The organism is Haloferax sp. Atlit-6N (assembly GCF_003383195.1).
Taxonomy (GTDB): domain Archaea; phylum Halobacteriota; class Halobacteria; order Halobacteriales; family Haloferacaceae; genus Haloferax; species Haloferax gibbonsii.
On the sequence record NZ_QEQJ01000001.1, the window covers coordinates 1,464,919 to 1,484,292 of the forward strand.

Genomic DNA, 19,374 nt, shown 5'->3' on the forward strand with positions numbered 1-19,374 from the left:
GTCTCACCCGAGTTCGAATCTCCGCGCGACTCGTCTCGCCTCAGACGCGCTCGACCGAGAACGTCACGTCGTCGGCGTCGCCGGCCGCCTCGTCAAGGAGGTCTCTGACCCGCGTCCGCGCGTCGGCCTCGTCGGCGGCGAGGACGACGAGACCCTCCGCGCGGTCGTCGCCGACGGCCGTCCACGCGTCGAGCGTTCCGTCGCCGGCGTCGTCTTCGAACTCCGTCGCGAACGTCCGGAGGACGGTCACGACGCGCCGCTCGGTGCTGGCGAGGTCCGCGTCGCCCGATTCGAGGTCGCGGATGGCGTCTTCGATGTTGCGGATGGCGGAGATTCGGTCCATCGGTCGTCTGTCCCGTCGCCGCACGCTCCACTAAGTTCGTCGGTTCCGCGCGGGTCGGTCGCAGACGGTCGCGAGTCGAACGGCCGTCTCAGGAGCGTTCGTCCGGTAGCTCCTCGAAGAAGTCGGCGACGAACGTGAAGTGCTCCGCCACGAGGTCGCAGTCCGCGAAGGCCTCTCGCGCCTCGCTTTCGAGGGCGGTCTGCTTTTCGGGGATGTCGTTGTCGCCCGCGGTCGCCGCCTCGTCGAGCACCTCGCTGGCCCGCGCCATCGCGTCGGTGAGGCAGGCGAACTCCTCGGAGCGGGAGGCGATTGCCGCCACGGGGTCGCGTTCCGAGACCCGCGCGTTCACGTCCTCGAATGCGCTCATCGCCCGGAAGAACGACCCGGTGGCGTCGCCGTAGCTCTCGCCGAGGTACTCGTCGAACCCGTCCTGTAATCGTCGAATCGCGTCGCGGAACGAGACGATGTCGTCGGCGAAGGCCTCGAACTGACCGATCTCCCGCTCGAAAAAGTCGACCTTCCGCCCGTAGTCCGCCGGTTCGAGGGCGGTGAGTTCGTCGAGGGCGTCGGCCTCCGACTCCTTCCGTAAGCTATTGAGCGTGTCTCGCGTCGGTTCGAGCGCCTCCGCTATCTGTTGGACCTGCGTGTCGATGCGGTTGAACTCCTCGCCGTACAGCCTGGAGACCGCGTTGTTGGTGCGGTAGAACGCCTGATTTGCGTTCTCGTGGGTCTTACCCGTCCACCAGAGGAACCAGAAGGCGCGTCGGAGACGCCCGAGACGCGCTCGCTGGGCGTCGGTCTTGTCGAGTTGGTCGAGCGTGTTGAAGTGGCCGCGCGCGAGGTATAGCGAGTCGGCGTCGTCCTCGAACGAGAACTGCGTCGTGGCGTTCAGGTCGTGGAAGCCGCCGTCTTCGCCCGCCACGGACGCGAAGTCATCGACCGCAGCGTCGAGGTCTTCCACGGCGAGGCCGAGGATTCGGTCCACTCTGTCCGGCTCTTCCGTGGTCGTCTCGGTCGTCGGCTCCTCCGTCGTCGTCGTCGGCTCCTCAGTCGTGGTCGTAGTCGGAGTTTCCGTCGCCGTCGGCGTGGCAGTCGTCGTCGTCGGCTCCTCCGTCGTCGTCTCCCCACCGTCCGCTGACGAACATCCCGCGAGGAAGAGTGCACCCGCGGTCGCCAGATACGCTCGACGATTCATACGTACTACATGACTTTCAGATTACATAGGAGTGTTGGTGCAAATAAACGACACGCGCTCGAGACTGTCCGCTCGCTAAGATAGTGTGGAAGTCGGTACAGTGCGGAGTTCGTGACAGTCGAGAAATCGAAGGCGGCCGCTCAGGTCGCGCGGTAGACGTCGCCGCGGGGCTCGTAGATGTCGCCTTTCATCTTGAGCTTGTCCAGCTGGTCGTTGACCGTCTTCTCGTCCATGTTCAGCTCGCTGTTGGCGCGTTCGAGGACCTCCTCGTGGGGCGCGCCCTCCTCGTACTCCTCCTGCATGGTGCGGATGAGTTCGAGCAGGTTCTTGATGCGGTCGCGCTGGGTCTTCGAGCGGCCGGTCTCGACGATGTCGGCGTCGAACTCGCCGGTTTCCGGGTCCATGCCGATGTCGCGCAGGCAGGACTCGACGATGCCCGTGACGCGCTCTGCGTCCTCGCGGGTCACCTTGTCCGAGAGGCGGACGCGAGCGGACGCCTCGCCGAGCCGGACGAGCGCTTCGAGCTTCCGGGCGGTCACGGGGACGGGCGCGTCCTCGTCGGCGCCGCGGGCGCGGAAGTCCACGTAGAAGTCGCGGATGACCTGCTTCGCCTCGTCGGTCATCGTCGGGTAGCAGGTGCGCTTCGAGTAGGCGATGTACTTGCGGAGGAGCTCCGCGTCGATGGTGGGCGCGACCTCGTCGGTGACGGCGTCGACCTGCTGTTCCGTGAACTCGGAGTTGGCGACGTTCGTCCGCTGGGTGTTCAGCTCGCCCGCGTAGTTGGTCTTGAGGATGTGGTCCGCGAGCTTGGAGTCCTCGTCGGGGTCGGGGTCGTCGGTGACCGTGAAGATGAGGTCGAACCGGGAGATGAGCGCGGGTTCGAGGTCGATCTGCTCGCCGATTGGCTCGTACTGGTCGAAGCGGCCGTACTTCGGGTTCGCCGCGCCGAGGAGCGAACACCGCGACTTCAGCGTCGCGTTGATGCCGGCCTTGGAGACCGAAATCTGCTGTTGTTCGAGCCCCTCGTGCATCGCGGAGCGGTCCTCGGGCCGCATCTTGTCCAGCTCGTCGACCGCCGCGATACCCTTGTCCGCGAGGACGAGCGCGCCGGCTTCGAGCGTCCACTGCTGGCCATCGCCGAAGTCGTCGCGGACGGCGGCGGCGGTGAGACCCGCCGAGGACGAACCCTTGCCGGAGGTGTAGACCGACCGGGGAGCGATATGTCTAATGTATGACAACATCTGCGATTTGCCAGTTCCGGGGTCCCCTATCAGCAGCATGTGCAGGTCGCCGCGAATCCGCGACCCGTCGGGCAGGTGTTTCGTGACGCCCGAGAACAGTTGGAGAATCATGGCCATCTTCTCCTGCTCGTAGCCGTAGATGGCGGGCGCGACGGACTCGACCATCTTCTCGTAGATGGCCGGGTCGTTCGAGAGTTCGACGATTTCGGCCACGTCCTCGTCGGATATCTCCATGTCCTCGAACTCCTCGTCCTCGATGGTGAGCGAGATGCCCTCCATGTAGTAGTCGAAGACGGGCGTCTTCTCGTTGCCCGAGGTCTGCTGTTCGATGTGGAGGATGCCGACCGCGGTGACGTGGTCGCCGGCGGTGACTTTGCCGGTCACGTCGTCCGAGAGGTTGATGTCGATGCTCTGCGGCGTCTCGCCCCCGCGCAGGCCCTCGGGTGACTCCTGGACGCGCAGCTTCTGGGAGTCGATGAAGTTCGACTGGTCGAAGTCGATGCGGAACGGCCCCTGACGCTCGCATCCCTGACACTCGTGTGGTTCCTGAAAGCCGCCGTCGCCCTGCGGGATGTAGCTCATCGTCCCGCAGCGCTGGCACTCGAAGGCGGCCTCCGTGATTTTCGGGCGCACGTCGGTCGCCTTGCGGACGATTCCCTGCACCGAGATGAGCGTCCCGATGTGGTCGTCGTTGACCCGGATGTTCCGGATATCGACCGTCTCGGGGAGGTTGCGCATCCGGACGTGCGCCTGACCGAGCTTCACGTCCGCGGGGAGGTCGAACAGGCGCAGTGCCTCCTCGGCGTACTCCTGGAACTGGCCGGGCTTCGTGATGTAGTCGTCGGCGAGCTCCGCGTCGAACCGATAGAGGTCGTCGTAATCGATGTACAGCGACCGCTTTTCCTTCGGATACTGCTGTGCGAGTTTTCCGATCTCCTCTCGATAGTAGTTGCGGTAGAACTCGATGAACCGCTCCGTCAGGTCTCGGTTCTGGGGGGCCTGCGCCATCGCACAAGGGTATGTCCCCAATCGGTTAAGAACCTTCGTCGTTCGGCCGACCCTCCGTCGTCCCGACGGGTCGGCCGCGCGCCGGGACTCGCGCGGCCCGAGGGGTCACAGCGGCCGCCGCTACAGCGACACGTCGGTCTCGATGTCCTCGGTCGCCTCGCGGAGTCCGTCGCGGCGGGCGTCCTCGGCCATCCGGTTCGAGAGGTCGTCGTCGGTCAACAGCTCCGCGAAGTCGTCGCGGAAGCGGTAGTTGGCCCGGCTCGAGCGGATGTCGGCCTCGGCGGCGGGGCGGCACTCGGCGACGACTTCGACGGGCACGTCGAGCGTCTCGGCGATGGTCTCGTCGTCCGCGCCGTCGACGAGCAGGTTGTCGAAGCGGTCGGCGTCGAACGGGAACTCGCGGTCGGCGTCGCGGACGAGGTGGAGGTCGAACCGGGCGGTGCGAATCGCCTCGGGCGACGCGTCGAGTTCGACCGCGAGGTCGGCGTCCGCGTCGCCGTCGAAGTAGCCGACGACGAGCGCGACGAGCGCGTCGTCGTCGAAGTCGGTGTCGAACGCGTAGCGCTCGCGCATCGTCGCCACGGTGTCGCGGACGCGCTCGCGGACCGCTTCGGGGTCGTCCACGTCGGCGAGCGACCCGCGCGACTCGGACTGCTGTTCGGTCACGGTGTCCGACCCAGTCGCCTCGATGAAGATGTCGCGAAGCTCGGCGGTCTTTTCGTCCATACCCGGAGAATGGCACGCCCAGCGTCTTTAATGATGCTGACCCGGGAGCCGCCGAGCGCCGGGAGGCGACTCGAATCGGCCGACGAGACCGAGGGCCGACCCCGCCCACGCACTCTGTAAACCGATAAGTTAAACAGGGTTTACGAGACAGCGATGGACATGGCAACTGAACACGAGTCAGTCGAACTCGTCGGCGACGAACTCGTCGGCAACATCGCCCGCGCCGCCCTGTTCGCGGCGCTCATGGGCGCGGGCAGTTACGTCTCGTTCCCGAACCCCGTCTCGCCGATTCCGGTGACGATGCAGGTGCTCGTCGTCTTCCTCGCGGGCATCTTCCTCGGCCCCGTCTGGGGCGGCGGCTCCATCGCGCTCTACCTCGCGGCCGGCGGCCTCGGCGCGCCGGTGTTCGCCGGCGGCTCGGCCGGGCTCGCGCCGCTCGTCGGCCCGACCGCGGGCTACCTCTGGGCGTACCCGGTCGCCGCGGTCATCGTCGGCCTCGTCGTCCACGGCGGCGTCGACATCGGCGACTACCGCGTGAGCACCGCCCGGCTCGTCGGCGCGATGGTCGCGGGCACCGTCGTCGTCTACGCCTTCGGGACGCTCGGCTTCGCGTACGTCCAGAGCGTCGGCCTCGAATCCGCCTTCTGGACGGCCTCCGCCGCGTTCATCCCCGCTGAGGCGTTCAAAATCGCCGCCGCGGTCGGCATCGTCCGCTCCGACGCCATCGCCGCCCAGTAGATGATTCGCGTCGAGGGCCTCGTCCACCGGTACGGCGACACGGTCGCGGTCGACGGGGTCGACCTCGCCATCGACGACGGCGAGTGCGTCATCGTCGCGGGCGCGAACGGCTCCGGCAAGACCACGCTCGTCCGGCACTTCAACGGCCTGCTCGACCCCGACGAGGGCTCGGTCTCGGTCAACGGCCGCTCCGTCTCGGACCACCTCGTCGCCGCCCGAACCGCGGTGGCGATGGTGTTCCAGCACCCCGAGGACCAGCTCGTCGCGGCGACTATCGGCGCTGACGTGGCGTTCGGCCCGGAGAACCTCGGGCTCGACCGCGACGAAATCGACCGCCGCGTCCGCGAATCGCTCGCCGCGGTCAACCTCGACGGCCGGGAAGACGAGCGCGTCGACGCCCTCTCCGGCGGCGAGGTCGAACGCCTCGCCATCGCCGGCGCGCTGGCGATGCGACCCGACCACCTCGTCTTGGACGAACCGTTCACCGGCCTCGACGAACCCGCCCGTCGCTCCGTGCTCGCGCGCCTCCGCGACCTCCGCGCCGAGGGGACGAGCCTCGTCGTCGTCACGCACGACCTGCGCGACGTGGCCGAACTGGCCGACCGCGTGGTCGTCCTCGCCGACGGCGACGTCGCCCTCGACGCCGCGCCCGACGAGGCCGCAGACCGCCTCCCCGACCTCGACGTTCGCCCGCCGTGTTGACCTACGAACCGGGCGACAGCCTCGCCCACCGACTCGACCCGCGGACCAAGCTCGGGGTGCAGGTCGGCTTCGCGGCGGCCGGCTTCGCGCATACCACACCCACCGGGCTCGTCGCCCTCGGCGTCGTCGCCGCGGGCTGTCTCCGCGCCGCCGACACGTCACCCGTTTCGGCCCTCAGCGACCTCCGCTACGCGGTTCCGTTCCTCGCGCTCGGTCCGGTCGTCGAGGCCGCCCGCCTCGGCGCGCCGTGGTTCGACCCCGAGGCGGCCGTGGACCCGGCGCTCGCCAGCGTCCGCGTGCTGCTCGTCTTCTTCGTCGCGGCGGCGTACGTCAGGACGACGCCCGTGCGCGAGTCCCGCGCGGCGATTCAGCGGCTCGTCCCGGGTCGCGTCGGCGTCGCGCTCGGCGTCGGCGTCGCCCTCGTCTTCCGGTTTCTTCCCTTGGTCCGCCGCGACCTGCTCCGCGTCCGCGAGGCGCAGGCCGCCCGCCTCGGGAGCGAGCGACGGCTGGACGAGCGGCTCTCGCTCGTCGCCGCCGGCGGCCTCCGGCGGTCGTTCGCGCGGGCCGACGCGCTCGCGCTCGCCCTCCGCGCGCGGTGTTTCGCCTGGAACCCGACGCTCCCGGAGATTCGGTTCGGCCGGCGCGACGCGCCCGGGCTCGTCCTCGCCGTCGCGCTCCTCGCCAGCCTCGCGCTCTGAGGTCGCCGGGGCGCTCGTAATCCGCCGACCGACACGCCTCGGGTGGCAAGATTTAACCCTCCGTTCTCCGGTGATTGATTATGGACTTTGCGGCACAGGCGGATGTTACGCGAGAGACGTTCTGGACGATTAGTCCGGTCGGCGAGGCGCTCTTCTACGGCCTCGCCGCCATCGCGTCGCTCGTCTTCCTCTACGGGGTGTACGAGCGGTTCGCTCGATACGCGCGGGGTGGTGAAGACCCGTTCGACCGGCTGTCGGACCTGCCGGGACGGACGGTCCGGGCGGCGAAAGTGGTGTTCTCCAACGAAAAGCAGTTCAAGCGCGACCGGTTCGCCGGCGTGATGCACGCCTTCATCATGTGGGGCTTCCTGACGCTCCTCATCGGGACGACCATCCTCGCCATCGACATCGACGTGTGGCGGCGGGTGACGGGCAGTTCCTTCTTCGTCGGCGACTTCTACCTCTCGTACTCGTTCGTCATGGACCTCATGGGCCTGTTGTTCGTCGTCGGCGTCGGGATGGCGCTGTGGCGGCGCTACGGGGTCCGACACCCGCGGCTGTGGGGCAAACACACCGGCTTCGAGGACGCCGCGTTCGTCTGGACGCTGTTTCTCCTCGGCGTCGGCGGCTACGTCCTCGAAGGCATCCGCATCGTCGGCACGGAGTTCCCCGAGTTCGAGACGGTGAGCTTCGTCGGCTACTTCGTCGCCCTCGTGTTCGACGCCGGGGGCATGAGCCAGGGCCTCGCACAGACGCTCTACTGGTTCGGCTGGTGGTCCCACGCGCTCCTCGCCTTGGCGTTCGTCGCCGCCGTCCCCTACGCCAAGCCCCTGCACATGCTCACCTCCTTCGCCAACATCGTCACCGCCGACGAGAAGGCGGGCACGCGCCTCCCGAAAGTGCCGGCCGACACGCCGCCGGACGAAATCGGCTACGTCTCCGAGGACGACTTCTCGTGGAAGGCGATGCTCGACATGGACGCCTGCACGAAGTGCGGCCGCTGTACCGACGCCTGCCCGGCGAAGGCCTCCGGCCGCAACCTCGACCCGCGGGACGTGATTCTCGACCTGAAGACCTACCGCGAGTCGGTCGACGCCGGCGGCGACTCCATCGACATCGTCGCGGACGGCGGCACTTCCGTCGTCGACGCCGAATCGATGGAGTCCTGCATGGCCTGTATGGCCTGCATGGACGCCTGTCCGGTCGATATCGAGCACCTGACGCACTTCACCGAGATGAACCGCCGACTCACCGAGACGGGCCAACAGCAAGAGCCGGTGCAGGAGGCGATGATGAACATCTTCCAGAACGGCAACGCCTTCGGCGACCCCCAGCGCAAGCGGCCCGACTGGACCGAAGACCTCGACTTCGAGGTGCCCGACGCCCGCGACGAATCGGTCGAGTTCCTCTGGTACGTCGGCGACTACCCCTCCTACGACGAGCGCAACCGCGCCGTCGCCCGCTCGATGGCCCGCATCTTCGAGGAGGCGGGCGTCTCCTACGGCATCCTCTACGAGGACGAACAGCACGACGGCAACGACGTGCGCCGCGTCGGCGAGGAGGGCCTCTACGAGATGCTCGTCGAGGACAACGTCGCCGCGATGGCCGACTGCGACTTCGACAAAATCGTCTGCACCGACCCGCACTCGTACAACACGTTCAAAAACGAGTACCCGGAGATGGACGACTCGTTCGACTACCCGGTGTACCACTACACCCAACTGGTCGAGCGCCTCGTCGGCGACGACCGCCTCGGCCTCGCGGGCGACGAACTCGCCGCCCAGACGGTGACGTACCACGACCCGTGTCACCTCGGACGCTACAACGGCGAGTACGAAGCGCCCCGCGAGGTCATCCGCGCGACCGGCGTCGAACTCGCCGAGATGCCGCGCAACCGCGACCAGTCGTTCTGCTGCGGCGGCGGCGGCGGCGGTCTCTGGATGGACCACGAAGAGGAGTCGAAGCCGTCCGAAGAGCGCCTGCGCGAGGCGCTCGACGACACGACCGGCGGCGTCGAACGCTTCGTCGTCGCCTGCCCGATGTGCGCGACGATGTACGAAGACGGCCGCAAGACCGGGAGCTACGAGGACGATATCGACATCGTTGATATCTCCGAACTCGTCGTGGAGGCGCTCGACGCGAAGGCCGCCGCGACGGCGGACGCGGGCGCGGATACGACCCCCGCGTCGGCCGACTGAGTCGGCGGCGCGGCTGTTCTGTCCTGTCCTGTCCTGTCCTGTCCTGTCCTGTCCTGTTTTCCGCTCTTCTATGCTACGTCCAAGCGGTCGATGGACTCGCGGATGACATCGGCCGACTCGCGGAGCGCCGCCGTCTCGTCCGCCGAGAGGTCGAACTCGTGAACGTCGCGGACGCCGGTTTCGTTGACGGTGCACGGGAGGCTCATGTAGACGCCGTCGATGTCGTGTTCGCCCGAGACGAGCGTCGAGACGGTGAGAATGGAGTTGTCGCCGCCGAGGATGCGCTCGGTGGTCGCGGCCACCGAGCGCGCGACGCCGTAGTTCGTCCGCTCCTTGCGGTCGATAATCTCGTAGGCGGCCTCGCGGACCTCCGTCTCGACGCCGGCTTTGAGTGCGTCGACGTCGTCGACGCCGTGGCTGGTGGCGTACGACTCGAACGGGATGCCGCCGAGGTTCGCCGAACTCCAGACGAGAACCTCGCTGTCGCCATGCTCGCCGACGACGTAGGCGTGGACGTTCGCCGGGTCGAGGTCGAACTCGCGGCTGAGCGAGTGGCGGAACCGCGACGTGTCGAGGACGGTTCCCGAGCCGATGACGCGCTCGGCCGGCAGGTCCGACACCTTCCACGTGACGTACGAGAGCACGTCCACGGGGTTGGTGACGATGAGCATCACGGCGTCGTCGTTCAGCCCCTCGGTAATCTGCGGAATCATGTCGGCGAAGATGTCGGCGTTCCGCTCCATCAGGTCGAGGCGGGTCTCGTCCGGTTTCTGGCTGGCACCGGCGGTGACGATGACCACGTCGGCGTCCCAGCAGTCCTCGTAGTCGCCCGTCCGGACGCGGACCGGCGACGTGAAGTACGAGCCGTGGTTGAGGTCCATCGCCTCGCCCTCGACGCGCTCTTTGGCGACGTCGACGAGGACGATTTCGCCGACGAGACTGCTCTCCATCAGCGCGAACGCCGTGCTCGACCCGACTGCGCCGGCACCCCCGACGATTGCGACCGTACCCTTGCCGCGTTCAGTGCTCATACCCGTCGTTCGAGCGACCGGTGGATAAAAACAAAGCCCCGTTTCGAAGAACTGGGAGTACTACTTTTGTAACAGACGATTGTTTGTTAGATATCTCTCCGTTCCGGCGCGTTTTTTGAAATGAAGAATTTCGGAGTCGTAGGTTCCGCAGGCACTACACGAACGTCGCGAGCGCGGCCGGCCGCCGCGTGCGGGGTTACTCGCGGTCGTACTCTTTCTTGAAGCCGCGGAACTCGGTCCGGTGGGCCTCCTCGTCGGCGAGGATGGTCACGGCGAGGTCCTCGGTGACGGGGTCGTTGGCCTCCTCAGCGGCGTCGATGAGCGCGCGGTAGGTCTCGATGGCGTCCTCCTCGGCGGTGAGGACGCCGTTGATGACCGCGAGCACGTCCGTGCTGTCCTCCGGCGGCTGGAGGTCGTGCTGGCGCGCCTCGAAGGTCGCCGAGCCCGGCGGCTGCTCGTCGAGCTGCTTCAGCCGGTTCCCGAGCTGCTCCGCGTGGGTGAGTTCCTCCTGAATGTCGGTCTGGAGGGACTCCTTTATCTCCTCCGCCCGGACGCCGTCGAGGACGATGGAGTTCGTCATGTAGTTCATCACGGTCTCGATCTCGTCCTGATAGGCGCGCTTCAACAGCGCGGTTACGTCCTCAGACATAGCGACTTCGTATTGACGCTCTGGCAACAAATACCTGTTCGCCGCGGCGAGCCCGTCGGGTGGGTGAAGCGTCGGCGTCGGCGAAAATCAGCGGTCGAGGCGAGTCGGTACCGCGGGTGAGTTCAGTCTTCGATGGAGACGATTTCGACGACGTAGCCGTCGGGGTCCTTCACGAACGCCGCGCGGGCGTTCACCGGGTCGATGTCCACCGGCGGCTTCACGATATCGGGCGACTGCGCCTCGACGATGTCCTCGAAGGCGCGGTCGGCGTCCGCGACCTCGACGGCGACGTGGTCGATGCCGGCGGGTTCGACGCGCGCCGACGAGGTCGGGTCGTACTTGAACTGCAGTTCCATGTCGGTGTCGTCGCTGCCGACGTAGACGTTCCGGACGCCGTCGAGTTCGAACTCGTTGGTCTGTTCGAGACCGAGGTCGGCGTAGAAGGCGAGCGTGGCGTCGATGTCCGAGACGACGAGGGCGGTGTGGATGAGTCCCATGGCGGACGCGACGCGGCGGGGAGAGATAACGTCTGGTCTTCGTGTCAGGCCTGCCGCGAGGCGTCCACGTCGATGGCGTCGACGGGACAGATGTCGACGCAGAGCATGCAGTCGATGCACTGGTCTTCGTTCGTCGGTTCGACCTTCTGCTCGCTCACCGGGTGGTCGGGCGTGTCGACCCACGTGAACACGTCCACGGGGCAGTTTTCGAGGCACGCGCCGTCCGCGAGACAGATGTCGTAGTCGACGGCGACGTGGGTGCCGTGGATGCCGAGTTTCTCCGGCGGGTCGACGGGGCCCCAGACGGCGACGCCGTTTTCCTCGCCCGCTCGCTCCCGGTTCTGGTCGAAGTTCGAGTCGATAGCCATTGCCGGGCGTTGGCCGTACCCGGTACTAAAACGTCCGCATCGGCGACGAGAAAAATCGGGGACGGAGTCGTGATTGCGGGTGGTTTCGGAGTCGGTTCCGACCGACGACCGGGGGCGCTATCGGCGGACCGCGAGGAACGCGGCCGCGAGGAGCGCCACCACGGCGAGCACGGCGCTGAAGCCGGGAACGACGGTGTCGCTGGTGCCGGTCGCGGTGGTCGCCGACGTGTTTGCCGTCGTCGTCTCGGTCGTCTCGCCCGCCGTCGTGGTCGTCTCGGTGTCGGTCGATTCAGTCGTCGTCTCGGTCGTCTCGGTCGTCTCCACCGCTTGGAGCGAGAGCGTCGCCGTGTCGGTCGAGTTGTTCGCCGGGCCGAGCGCGAGCGAGTAGTCGCCCGCGTCGAGCGTCGCCGGGAGCGTCTCGGTCGTCTGCGTCGCGTTCACCGAGTCCTCGCCGGCGGCGGTGAGGTACGACGAGGCGTTCGCCTGTCCCGCCGTCGAGGTGTTCAGTTCGAGGGTGACGTTGCCGTCGCGGTCCTCGTCGACCACCGTCGCGTTGACGGCGAAGTTCACGTCCTCGCCGCCGATGCGGAGCGGGACGGTGTTGTTCTCGCCGGCCAGCGCCGCGGACGTGTTGTTCGCGTCCGCCGCGCCGGAGAGCGTGATGGAAACCACCTCGCCCTGTTCGGCCGTGTACGCGTCGTCTGTGAACTCGTAATGGCCCGAGGCGGCCGCCGCGGGCATCACCGCCGCCGCGAGCACGGCGGCGACGAGGAGGGTCGTCGTCAGTAGCGCGGATCGGTTGGAGGGTCGCATCGACCACCTCTTTTCAGAGGGAAGGTAAGTTACTTTCTATGTCTTAATGTCAAACGATAATCGGTATCGGGCGGGCGGGCGGGCGGGAGGACGGCGAGACGCGAGCGCGGCCGCTCGGGGCCTCGGTGGAATCGAAAGGAAGTCAGCGGGCCGGACGTCCGTCGGGCGACTACGCCCGCGCGGCCTCGATGTGCTCGAGAACGCGCGAGATGTGGTGGTCGTCCCGAGCGGGCGCCTGTTTCCGATAGGTTCGGAGGGCGTCTACGAGATAGTCGAGTTCGGCGCTGTCGAAATCTTCGTCGCCGGCCTCGACCCGCGCGAGCAGGCCTGGGGCCGGCGTCGGCTCTTCGTCTGCATCGACCGCCCGCTCGATGGCGTCGAGCAAGGCGGCGTGGACGACCCACGTCTCTTCGCGAGAGAGGTCGAGCGCCGTCGGACGGTCCTGGGCCGATGTGGTCATTGTGGGGCCTCTATCGTAACCTATGGGCGGGGAGATATAAATGTATGTGTACTGTTGTCATGCGTCACGCACAACAGCGAAAGCCACGGGGGCGTCCGCTCCCGAGCCCTAGTGGAATGCTTCGATTCCCGTCAGGTCCGCGCCGAGGACGAGCGTGTGGATGTCGTCGGTCCCCTCGTAGGTGTAGACGGTCTCGATGTTCTCCATGTGTCGCATCGGCGAGTAGTCGGTCGTGATGCCGTTGCCGCCGAGCATCTCGCGGGCGGTTCGGGTCACCTCGCGGGCGACGCGGACGTTGTGGCGCTTCGCCATCGACACCTGCTGGTGTCGCAGGTCGCCGCGCTCTTTGAGGTCGGCGAGGCGGTGGGCCATCAACTGCGCGTTCGTTATCTGGGTCGCCATCTCGGCGAGTTTGCCCTGCTGGAGTTGGAACCGCGCGATCGGCCCGCCGAACTGGTCGCGGTCCTTCGCGTACTGGCGGGCGTCCTCGAAGGCGTCGCGGGCCGCGCCGACGACGCCCCACGCGATGCCGAACCGCGCCTGCGTGAGACACGAAAGCGGCCCCTTCATCCCCTCGACGCCGGGGAGTACGTCCTCCTCGGGAACGCGCACGTCGTCGAGGCCGATTTCGCCCGTGACCGACGCGCGCATCGAGAGTTTCCCCTCGATTTTGTTCGTCGTCACGCCGTTGCGGTCGGTCTCGACGAGGAACCCGCGGACCGGCGACCCCTCGGCCGACACGTCGCGCGCCCAGACGACCGCCACGTCCGCGATGGGCGAGTTCGTAATCCACGTCTTCGAGCCGTTGAGGACGTAGCCGTCGGCGTCGCGCTCGGCGCGGGTCTCCATCCCCGACGGGTCCGAGCCGTGTTGCGGTTCGGTCAGGCCGAAACAGCCGACCGCCTCGCCCGACCCGAGTTTCGGAAGCCACCGCTGTTTCTGCTCGTCGGAGCCGTAGGCGTGGATGGGGAAGATGACGAGCGACCCCTGCACGCTCGCCATCGACCGGAGGCCGGAGTCGCCGGCTTCGAGTTCCTGCATCAGGAGGCCGTAGGCGCGCTCGCCGAGGCCGGGGAGGCCGTATCCGTCGAGGTTGGGCGCGTAGAAGCCGAGTTCGCCCATCTGCGGGATGAGTTCGGTCGGGAACGTCCCGGCCTCGTAGTGCTCGCCGATGTCGGGTTTGACCTGCTCGTCGACGAAGCGGCGGGCCTCGTCGCGGACGAGTTTCTCTTCGCCGGTCAGGTCGCCCTCCAATCCCAGATAATCGAGCATGATAGACCCTGCGACCGGCGCGGTGAAAAGCGATTCGCTCGGTCGATATTCGGGGGAGACGGACGACCGAAAAGTCGGTGACGAAAGCGGGTCGGGCGCGGCTCGGCGGCGGGACGGGCGCGGCTCGGTGGCGGCTCGGATGCGACTCGGCGGCGGCTCAGATGCGGCTCGGGTACGACTCGAAAACAGCTCGCGACCGCGACTGTCGGAACGTTCAGGCCGCCGATTCGACCGACTCCGCGTTCGTCCGGTTGACGTAGGTGACGAAGTTGTCGAACAGGCGCTTGGCCTCGCAGGCGGCGGCGTAGTTCTCCGGCGTGATGCCGTCGATGACCGACCGAAGCCGCTCGTCGGGGAGGAAGTCCTTCTGCCTCGCGATAGCCTCGGCGGTGTCGGTGTCGTACTCGGGGTGGAACTGGACGCCGAAGGCGTGGCTCCGGCGGAACGCGTGGACGCCGAACTCGTTTTGGGCGAGGAGTTCCGCGCCCGGCGGGAGTTCGCTCACCCGGTCGCCGTGGGAGGTGAAGACGGTGAAGCGCTCGCCGATACCGGCGAGGATGTCGTCCTCGTCGTCGGCGCGGGTACGCTCGATTTCGTTGTAGCCGAGTTCGAACTCGCCCATGTCCTCGACGGTGCCGCCGAGGGCCGCCGCGACGACCTGGTGACCGAAACAGACGCCCAAGAGGGGGAGGCCGCGCTCGTCGGCGTCGGCGACCCACGACACGAGGTTCCGAATCCACGCCTCGTCCCAGTAGACCGACGACGACGAGCCGGTGATGACGACGCCGTCGTAGTCGAAGTGGTCGGGGAGGCGGCCGTCGGTCACGTCGAACTCGACGAGGTCGGCGTCGAGTTCGCGCCTGAAGTTTCGGAACGTGCTCGAATCGCCGTGGGAGGCGTCCAAGAACGCGAGTCGCGGGCGGGTCATCGTGGAGAGACAGTCGGTGCGGCTCTAAAGAAGTTGCGCCCGGAACGCTCTCTGCCGGCACCTGGGACGGGGGGCGTCGGCGACGAACCCGGAGCGAACGCGACGGAGCGCCGCTCAGTCGTCGTCGAGCGATTCGAGAAAGGAGACGAGCGCGTCGTTGACGAGCCGCGACCGCTCGACGGTGACGAGGTGTCGCGCGCCCGCGAACGACTCGAACTCGCCGCGCGGGAGTCCCTCGGCCAGCGCGCGTCCCCCCTCGACCGGCCAGACCGGGTCGTCGCCGCCGTGGAGAACGAGCGTCGGAACCGTCACCTCGTAGAGCGGACCGGCGTCGTAGTCGGCGACGGCGGCGGCCTGCGCCGCCCACGCCTCGGGGTCGGCGTCTTCCCGTTCGCGCCACGAGACGAGTTGCTCGACCACGTCCGGCTGTTCCGCCCGAAACTCCTCGGAGAGCGCCGGCGCGAGCGACTCGCGGAGCGCGGCCGGGTCGTCGGGCGCGGCGGAGAGCGGTTCGGGGTCGATTTCCGCGCCCGAGGCGGCGGTGCCGACGAGGACGAGGCTCCGAACGCGGTTCGTCGTCCGCGCGGCCTCCAGCGCGACCAGCCCGCCGAGGCCGAACCCGACGAGGTGGGCCTTCCTGACGTTCGCGTCCGCGAGGACGGCAACGAGGTCGGAGACGAGCGTCTCGACCGAGTACGGCCCCGCGGGGGCGTCGGAGCGGCCGGCCCCGCGGAGGTCGGTCACGAGGCTCTCGTAGGGGCCGGCGACGGCGGCGTGCTGCCAGCCCCACTGCCACGCGCCGTAGCCCGCGTCGCCGACGAAGGCGACCGTCTCGCCGTCGCCCTCGCTGTCGTAGTACAGTTCGACCCCGTCCGCGACTGCCGTGGGCATACCGGGGGCTCGGCGGGCGAGCGACTTAGGGCGTCCGTCTCGCGGACGCGGGGAACGCGGAAGCGAAATCGAAAGCGAACTCGGGGAGGTCGCGTGACCGACTCAGGCGTTCAGGACCGCGCGAAGCACGTCGGGCGCCTCGTCGAGCGCGTCGTCGAGCGCGTCGACGTCGGGGCCGCCGCCCTGCGCGAAGTCCGCGGGGCCGCCGCCGCCGCCGCCGACCTTCCCGGCGAGTTGGCCGACGACCTGCCCGGCGTTGACGCCGACGCCGTCGGGAACGCCGACGACGAACTGGGCGCTCCCGCCCGCGGCGGAGCCGAGGACGGCGACTTTGCCCTCCTCGACCAGCGCGTTGGCGGTCGCGCGGAGTTCGTCCGCGTCGCCGTCGAGGCGCTGGACGACGGCGGGCGTCCCGTCGATGTCGATTTCGTCGGCCCCCGCCGCGGCGCGCGCCTCGGCGAGTTCCGTCTTCAGGCGGTCGATGGTCTTGCCGCGCTCTTTCCACTCAGTGAAGAAGCGCTCCGCCGTCTCGGGCACGTCCGCGGGGTTCACGTCGAGCACGTCGGCCGCGCCGTACAACGCGTCCTCGGTGCGCTGGGTGGCCTCGATGGCCGCGTCGCCCGCCGCGAAGACGACGCGCTCGACGCCGTCCTGAACGGGCTCCGTCGTCAGCACCTTGATGACCCCGATGTCGCCGGTGCGCTTGACGTGGGTGCCGCCGCAGGCCTGCACGTCGGTGCCGACGTGGATGAGGCGAATCTTCTCGCCCGGCGGGATACCGCCCTGATAGAGGTCGAAACCGTACTTCTTCTCGGCGTCGCGGCGGTCCGGCCACTCCTGTTTGACCGGGATGTTCCGCATCACGAGTTCGTTGGCGACGCGCTCTATCTGCTTGACCTCCTCGCGGGTGATGCGCTCGTAGTGGGTCACGTCGAGCCGCGAGCGGTCGACGCCCTTCGACGCGCCGGCCTGCCGGATGTGGTCGCCGAGGACCGTCCGGATGGCGTGGCCGATGACGTGGGTCGCCGTGTGGTGGCGCATGAGCCGACGGCGGCGTTCGGCGTCGAGCTGACCGCGGACGAACTCGCCCTTGCCGGGGTCGTCGTCGGTGCGGTGGAGCACCACGTCGCCCGCTATCTGCACGTCGGTCACCTCGACCGTCGCGTCGTCGGTGGCGAGCGAGCCGTGGTCGGCGGGCTGGCCGCCGCCTTCGGGGTAAAACATCGTCTGGTCGAGGACCACGTCGTAGCCCTCCTCGCGCTCGAACACGTCGAGGACGACGGCCTCGAACTCGGTGCGCTCCTGGTCGTCGTAGTAGAGCTTGTCCGTCGCCGGCAGGTCGCCGAGGCGGTCGTCGCGCTCCGCGGCCTCGTCCTCGCCGTCGACCTGCTCGTGGCGGTCGGCGACGAGCGAGTAGAAGTCGTCGGGGATGTCGACGGTCGCGCCGCGCTCCTCGGCGATTTCCTGCACCATGTCGGGCTGGATGCCGTGGGAGTCGTACAGCTCGATGAGCTCGTCGAGCGGTATCGGCTCGTCCTTGTCGGCGTACTCGTCGGCGAGCTGCTGGACCTTCCGGGAGCCGCGTTCGAGCGTCTTTCTGTACTTGCGCTCCTCGCTGCGGACGATGTCGCGGATGGTGTCGCGGTTCTGGTAGTCGAGGCGCTCGGCCTGCATGTCCACGAGCTCGTCGAGCGGGGCGTCCACGCCGAGGTTGTCCACGAGGCGCTTGGTGCGCCGGAGGACCATGCGGGCGAGGTAGCCCGTCCCGACGTTCGAGGGGACGATGCCGTCGCCGAACATGTACGCGAGGGTGCGGCAGTGGTCCGCGATGGCGTAGATGTCTTCGAGCGGGCGGAGCAGGGCCGTGAGTTCGGCCTCGTCGACGCCGAGTTCGCCCGCGACACCGGCGCGCGCGGTTGCGAGGTCGTCGATTTCGTCGATGTCGAGGTGGCCCGAGAGCTTCGCCGCGCGGTGGATGAGTTCCTCCTCCTCGTCGGTGTGTTCGATGCCGACGTTGTCCTTCAGGAACTCTATCATGTCGGGGTAGACGGCCTCGTACACCGTCGGCGTCCCCTGGGACACCCACGTCCACCGTTCGAGCCCGTAGCCGGTGTCGACGATGTAGGTGTCCATCGGCGAGTAGGTGTTGCCGTCCTTGAGTTCGTACTCGCCGTCCGGGTCCTGCTTCATCGACATGAAGACGAGGGTGGCGAGTTCGGCGCCGCGGTAGAGGACTTCGAAGGCCGGTCCGGCGTTGCCGCCGCCGACCCACGGGTCCTCGATGTAGGTGATTTCGGAGATGTCCGCGCCGAGCGACTCGAAGAACTCGTCGCAGAGGCGGACCGTCTCGTCCTTCCAGTAGACCTCGCCCTCGTAGGCGTACTTGTCGCCGGCCTCCTCGCGGGCGTTGAACGCGTGGTGGGCCATCATCTCGAACGCCATCGTGTGGCGGCCGGTCTTGCCCACGTTGTCGATGTCCTGCATCCGGATGCAGGGCTGGGAGACGGTCAGCGGGTTGGCCGGCGGCGGCGTCTCGCCGGACGTGACGAGCGGCTGGAAGTCGTAGATAGATGCCTGCGTCAAGAGCACGTCGTCGCGCCAGCGGTTCGCGGCGACCGGGTAGGGGTCGATGCGCTCGTGGTCGTGTTCCTCGAAGAAAGAGAGGAACTTCTCGCGCATCTCTTCGAGAGTGTACTCCTCGTCGAAGCCGGGGTTGTCGATGAAGGTGTAGTCGTCGGCGGGCGGTTCACCGCAGGTCTCGCGGTCGGGGTCTCGTGTCCAGAAGTGGACGCCCGTCACGGGGCACTGCTTCCGGTAGAAGCCCTCCTCCTCGAAGTAGTCGAGGCGGTACTCCGCTTCGAGTTCGCTCATTGCCAAACTCTGGTCTACCGTCGGGTAAAACAGTTCCGGGAAATGGGCGCAGACGCCCGATTCCCCTCAATTTCGCCCGCACGGGCCGTGTCGTTCTTTTCCCTCCCGAGCCAACGAGGAGTATGGAACTCGCCTCGCTCCGTCGGCGACCGGCGGTCGAACTGCTCGCGTGGGTCGTCCTCGCGCAACTCGCGGGCGCCGTGGGGAGCGTCTTCACCGTGACCGCCATCGGGTCGTGGTACGCGACGCTCGCCCGCCCGTGGTTCGCCCCGCCGAACTGGGTGTTCGGCCCGGTCTGGGTGACGCTGTTCGCCCTGATGGGCGTCGCCGCGTGGCTCGTCTCCCGGAGCGACCACCCCCGCCGCGAGCGGGCGCTCGCCGTCTTCGTCGGTCACCTCGTCGTCAACGTCGCGTGGTCGGCGGCGTTCTTCGGACTGCAGTCGCCCGCGCTCGGCCTCGCGGTCATCGCGGTCCTCATCCTCGCGATTCTGGCGACGATGCGCGAGTTCGACGCCGTCGACCGACGCGCCGCCGCGCTCTTGGTCCCCTACCTCCTGTGGACGTGTTTCGCCACCGCGCTCAACTACGGCTTCTGGTCGCTAAACTGAGTAATCCGGTACGGCGTTCCGGCCACGGCCCCGACGCGAACGACGCACGGCGCGTTCTTGGTGATTGGAAACATGCCGCAACGATTATAGTTCTCGTTGTCGTTCGATAGGGAGACTGCCGTGCACGCGACGGAACC

At 67.8% G+C, this 19,374-nt stretch carries 19 protein-coding genes; 5 read left to right on the forward strand and 14 right to left on the reverse strand.

Features of this window, described 5'->3' with window-relative positions; translation table 11 throughout:
* Nucleotides 1–40 precede the first annotated feature (40 nt).
* The 4 genes from DEQ92_RS07625 to DEQ92_RS07640 form a co-directional block, all read right to left on the reverse strand.
* Nucleotides 41–343 carry a hypothetical protein gene (locus tag DEQ92_RS07625; RefSeq protein ID WP_004973786.1) on the reverse strand — a complete coding sequence of 101 codons (303 nt, stop codon included), beginning with the start codon at nt 341–343 and terminating at the stop codon, nt 41–43.
* 88 nt (nt 344–431) lie between these two features.
* Nucleotides 432–1,538 carry a hypothetical protein gene (locus tag DEQ92_RS07630; protein ID WP_115804416.1) on the reverse strand — a complete coding sequence of 369 codons (1,107 nt, stop codon included), beginning with the start codon at nt 1,536–1,538 and terminating at the stop codon, nt 432–434.
* 140 nt (nt 1,539–1,678) lie between these two features.
* Nucleotides 1,679–3,787 carry a minichromosome maintenance protein MCM gene (locus tag DEQ92_RS07635; RefSeq protein WP_004973790.1) on the reverse strand — a complete coding sequence of 703 codons (2,109 nt, stop codon included), beginning with the start codon at nt 3,785–3,787 and terminating at the stop codon, nt 1,679–1,681.
* 120 nt (nt 3,788–3,907) lie between these two features.
* Nucleotides 3,908–4,513, reverse strand: coding sequence for a hypothetical protein (locus DEQ92_RS07640; RefSeq protein ID WP_004973794.1), 606 nt, complete (start codon nt 4,511–4,513; stop codon nt 3,908–3,910).
* Nucleotides 4,514–4,672: 159 nt separating this feature from the next.
* Between DEQ92_RS07640 and DEQ92_RS07645 the strand changes: the two genes are divergently transcribed.
* From DEQ92_RS07645 to DEQ92_RS07660, 4 genes are all read left to right on the forward strand, one after another.
* Nucleotides 4,673–5,251 carry a biotin transporter BioY gene (locus DEQ92_RS07645; RefSeq protein WP_050458483.1) on the forward strand — a complete coding sequence of 193 codons (579 nt, stop codon included), beginning with the start codon at nt 4,673–4,675 and terminating at the stop codon, nt 5,249–5,251.
* Nucleotides 5,252–5,953 (forward strand): energy-coupling factor ABC transporter ATP-binding protein, encoded by a 702-nt coding sequence (locus DEQ92_RS07650; RefSeq protein WP_004973797.1) that lies wholly within the window; start codon nt 5,252–5,254, stop codon nt 5,951–5,953.
* A complete protein-coding gene (locus DEQ92_RS07655) occupies nt 5,947–6,651 on the forward strand; it encodes an energy-coupling factor transporter transmembrane protein EcfT (RefSeq protein ID WP_115804415.1) in 705 nt (234 codons plus the stop codon). Before DEQ92_RS07650 ends, DEQ92_RS07655 begins: the two co-directional genes overlap by 7 nt.
* 80 nt (nt 6,652–6,731) lie before the next feature.
* On the forward strand, nt 6,732–8,849 hold the full coding sequence (locus tag DEQ92_RS07660; protein ID WP_115820628.1) for a (Fe-S)-binding protein: 2,118 nt from the start codon (nt 6,732–6,734) through the stop codon (nt 8,847–8,849).
* 68 nt (nt 8,850–8,917) lie between these two features.
* On the opposite strand, the gene DEQ92_RS07665 is transcribed toward DEQ92_RS07660, so the two are convergent.
* The 10 genes from DEQ92_RS07665 to alaS form a co-directional block, all read right to left on the reverse strand.
* Nucleotides 8,918–9,880, reverse strand: a complete 963-nt coding sequence (locus DEQ92_RS07665; protein WP_004973803.1) for an L-lactate dehydrogenase — start codon at nt 9,878–9,880, stop codon at nt 8,918–8,920.
* Between the two features lie 196 nt (nt 9,881–10,076).
* Complete coding sequence (locus DEQ92_RS07670) at nt 10,077–10,529, reverse strand: ferritin-like domain-containing protein (protein WP_004973804.1); 453 nt, start codon at nt 10,527–10,529, stop codon at nt 10,077–10,079.
* Nucleotides 10,530–10,651: 122 nt separating this feature from the next.
* Nucleotides 10,652–11,026: a VOC family protein gene (locus DEQ92_RS07675; protein WP_115804413.1), complete on the reverse strand. Its 375-nt coding sequence runs from the start codon at nt 11,024–11,026 to the stop codon at nt 10,652–10,654.
* A gap of 44 nt (nt 11,027–11,070) precedes the next feature.
* Nucleotides 11,071–11,394, reverse strand: a complete 324-nt coding sequence (locus DEQ92_RS07680; RefSeq protein WP_004973806.1) for a ferredoxin family protein — start codon at nt 11,392–11,394, stop codon at nt 11,071–11,073.
* 117 nt (nt 11,395–11,511) lie between these two features.
* Nucleotides 11,512–12,207, reverse strand: coding sequence for a PGF-CTERM sorting domain-containing protein (locus DEQ92_RS07685; protein ID WP_115804412.1), 696 nt, complete (start codon nt 12,205–12,207; stop codon nt 11,512–11,514).
* 169 nt (nt 12,208–12,376) lie between these two features.
* Entirely contained in the window at nt 12,377–12,667 is a 291-nt protein-coding gene (locus tag DEQ92_RS07690) for a hypothetical protein (RefSeq protein ID WP_004973808.1), read from the reverse strand.
* Between the two features lie 108 nt (nt 12,668–12,775).
* Nucleotides 12,776–13,939, reverse strand: coding sequence for an acyl-CoA dehydrogenase family protein (locus DEQ92_RS07695; RefSeq protein ID WP_115804411.1), 1,164 nt, complete (start codon nt 13,937–13,939; stop codon nt 12,776–12,778).
* Nucleotides 13,940–14,153: 214 nt separating this feature from the next.
* The gene (locus DEQ92_RS07700; RefSeq protein WP_115804410.1) at nt 14,154–14,867 is read right to left on the reverse strand and encodes a type 1 glutamine amidotransferase; all 714 of its coding nucleotides are present in this window, start codon (nt 14,865–14,867) and stop codon (nt 14,154–14,156) included.
* 114 nt (nt 14,868–14,981) lie between these two features.
* Nucleotides 14,982–15,758: an alpha/beta fold hydrolase gene (locus tag DEQ92_RS07705; protein WP_004973817.1), complete on the reverse strand. Its 777-nt coding sequence runs from the start codon at nt 15,756–15,758 to the stop codon at nt 14,982–14,984.
* A 102-nt stretch (nt 15,759–15,860) separates the two neighbouring features.
* Nucleotides 15,861–18,629 (reverse strand): alanine--tRNA ligase, encoded by a 2,769-nt coding sequence (gene alaS / locus DEQ92_RS07710; protein WP_115804409.1) that lies wholly within the window; start codon nt 18,627–18,629, stop codon nt 15,861–15,863.
* Nucleotides 18,630–18,751: 122 nt separating this feature from the next.
* Here alaS and DEQ92_RS07715 point away from each other — a divergent pair, with 122 nt between their 5' ends.
* Nucleotides 18,752–19,237, forward strand: coding sequence for a TspO/MBR family protein (locus DEQ92_RS07715; protein ID WP_004973820.1), 486 nt, complete (start codon nt 18,752–18,754; stop codon nt 19,235–19,237).
* Nucleotides 19,238–19,374 lie beyond the last annotated feature (137 nt).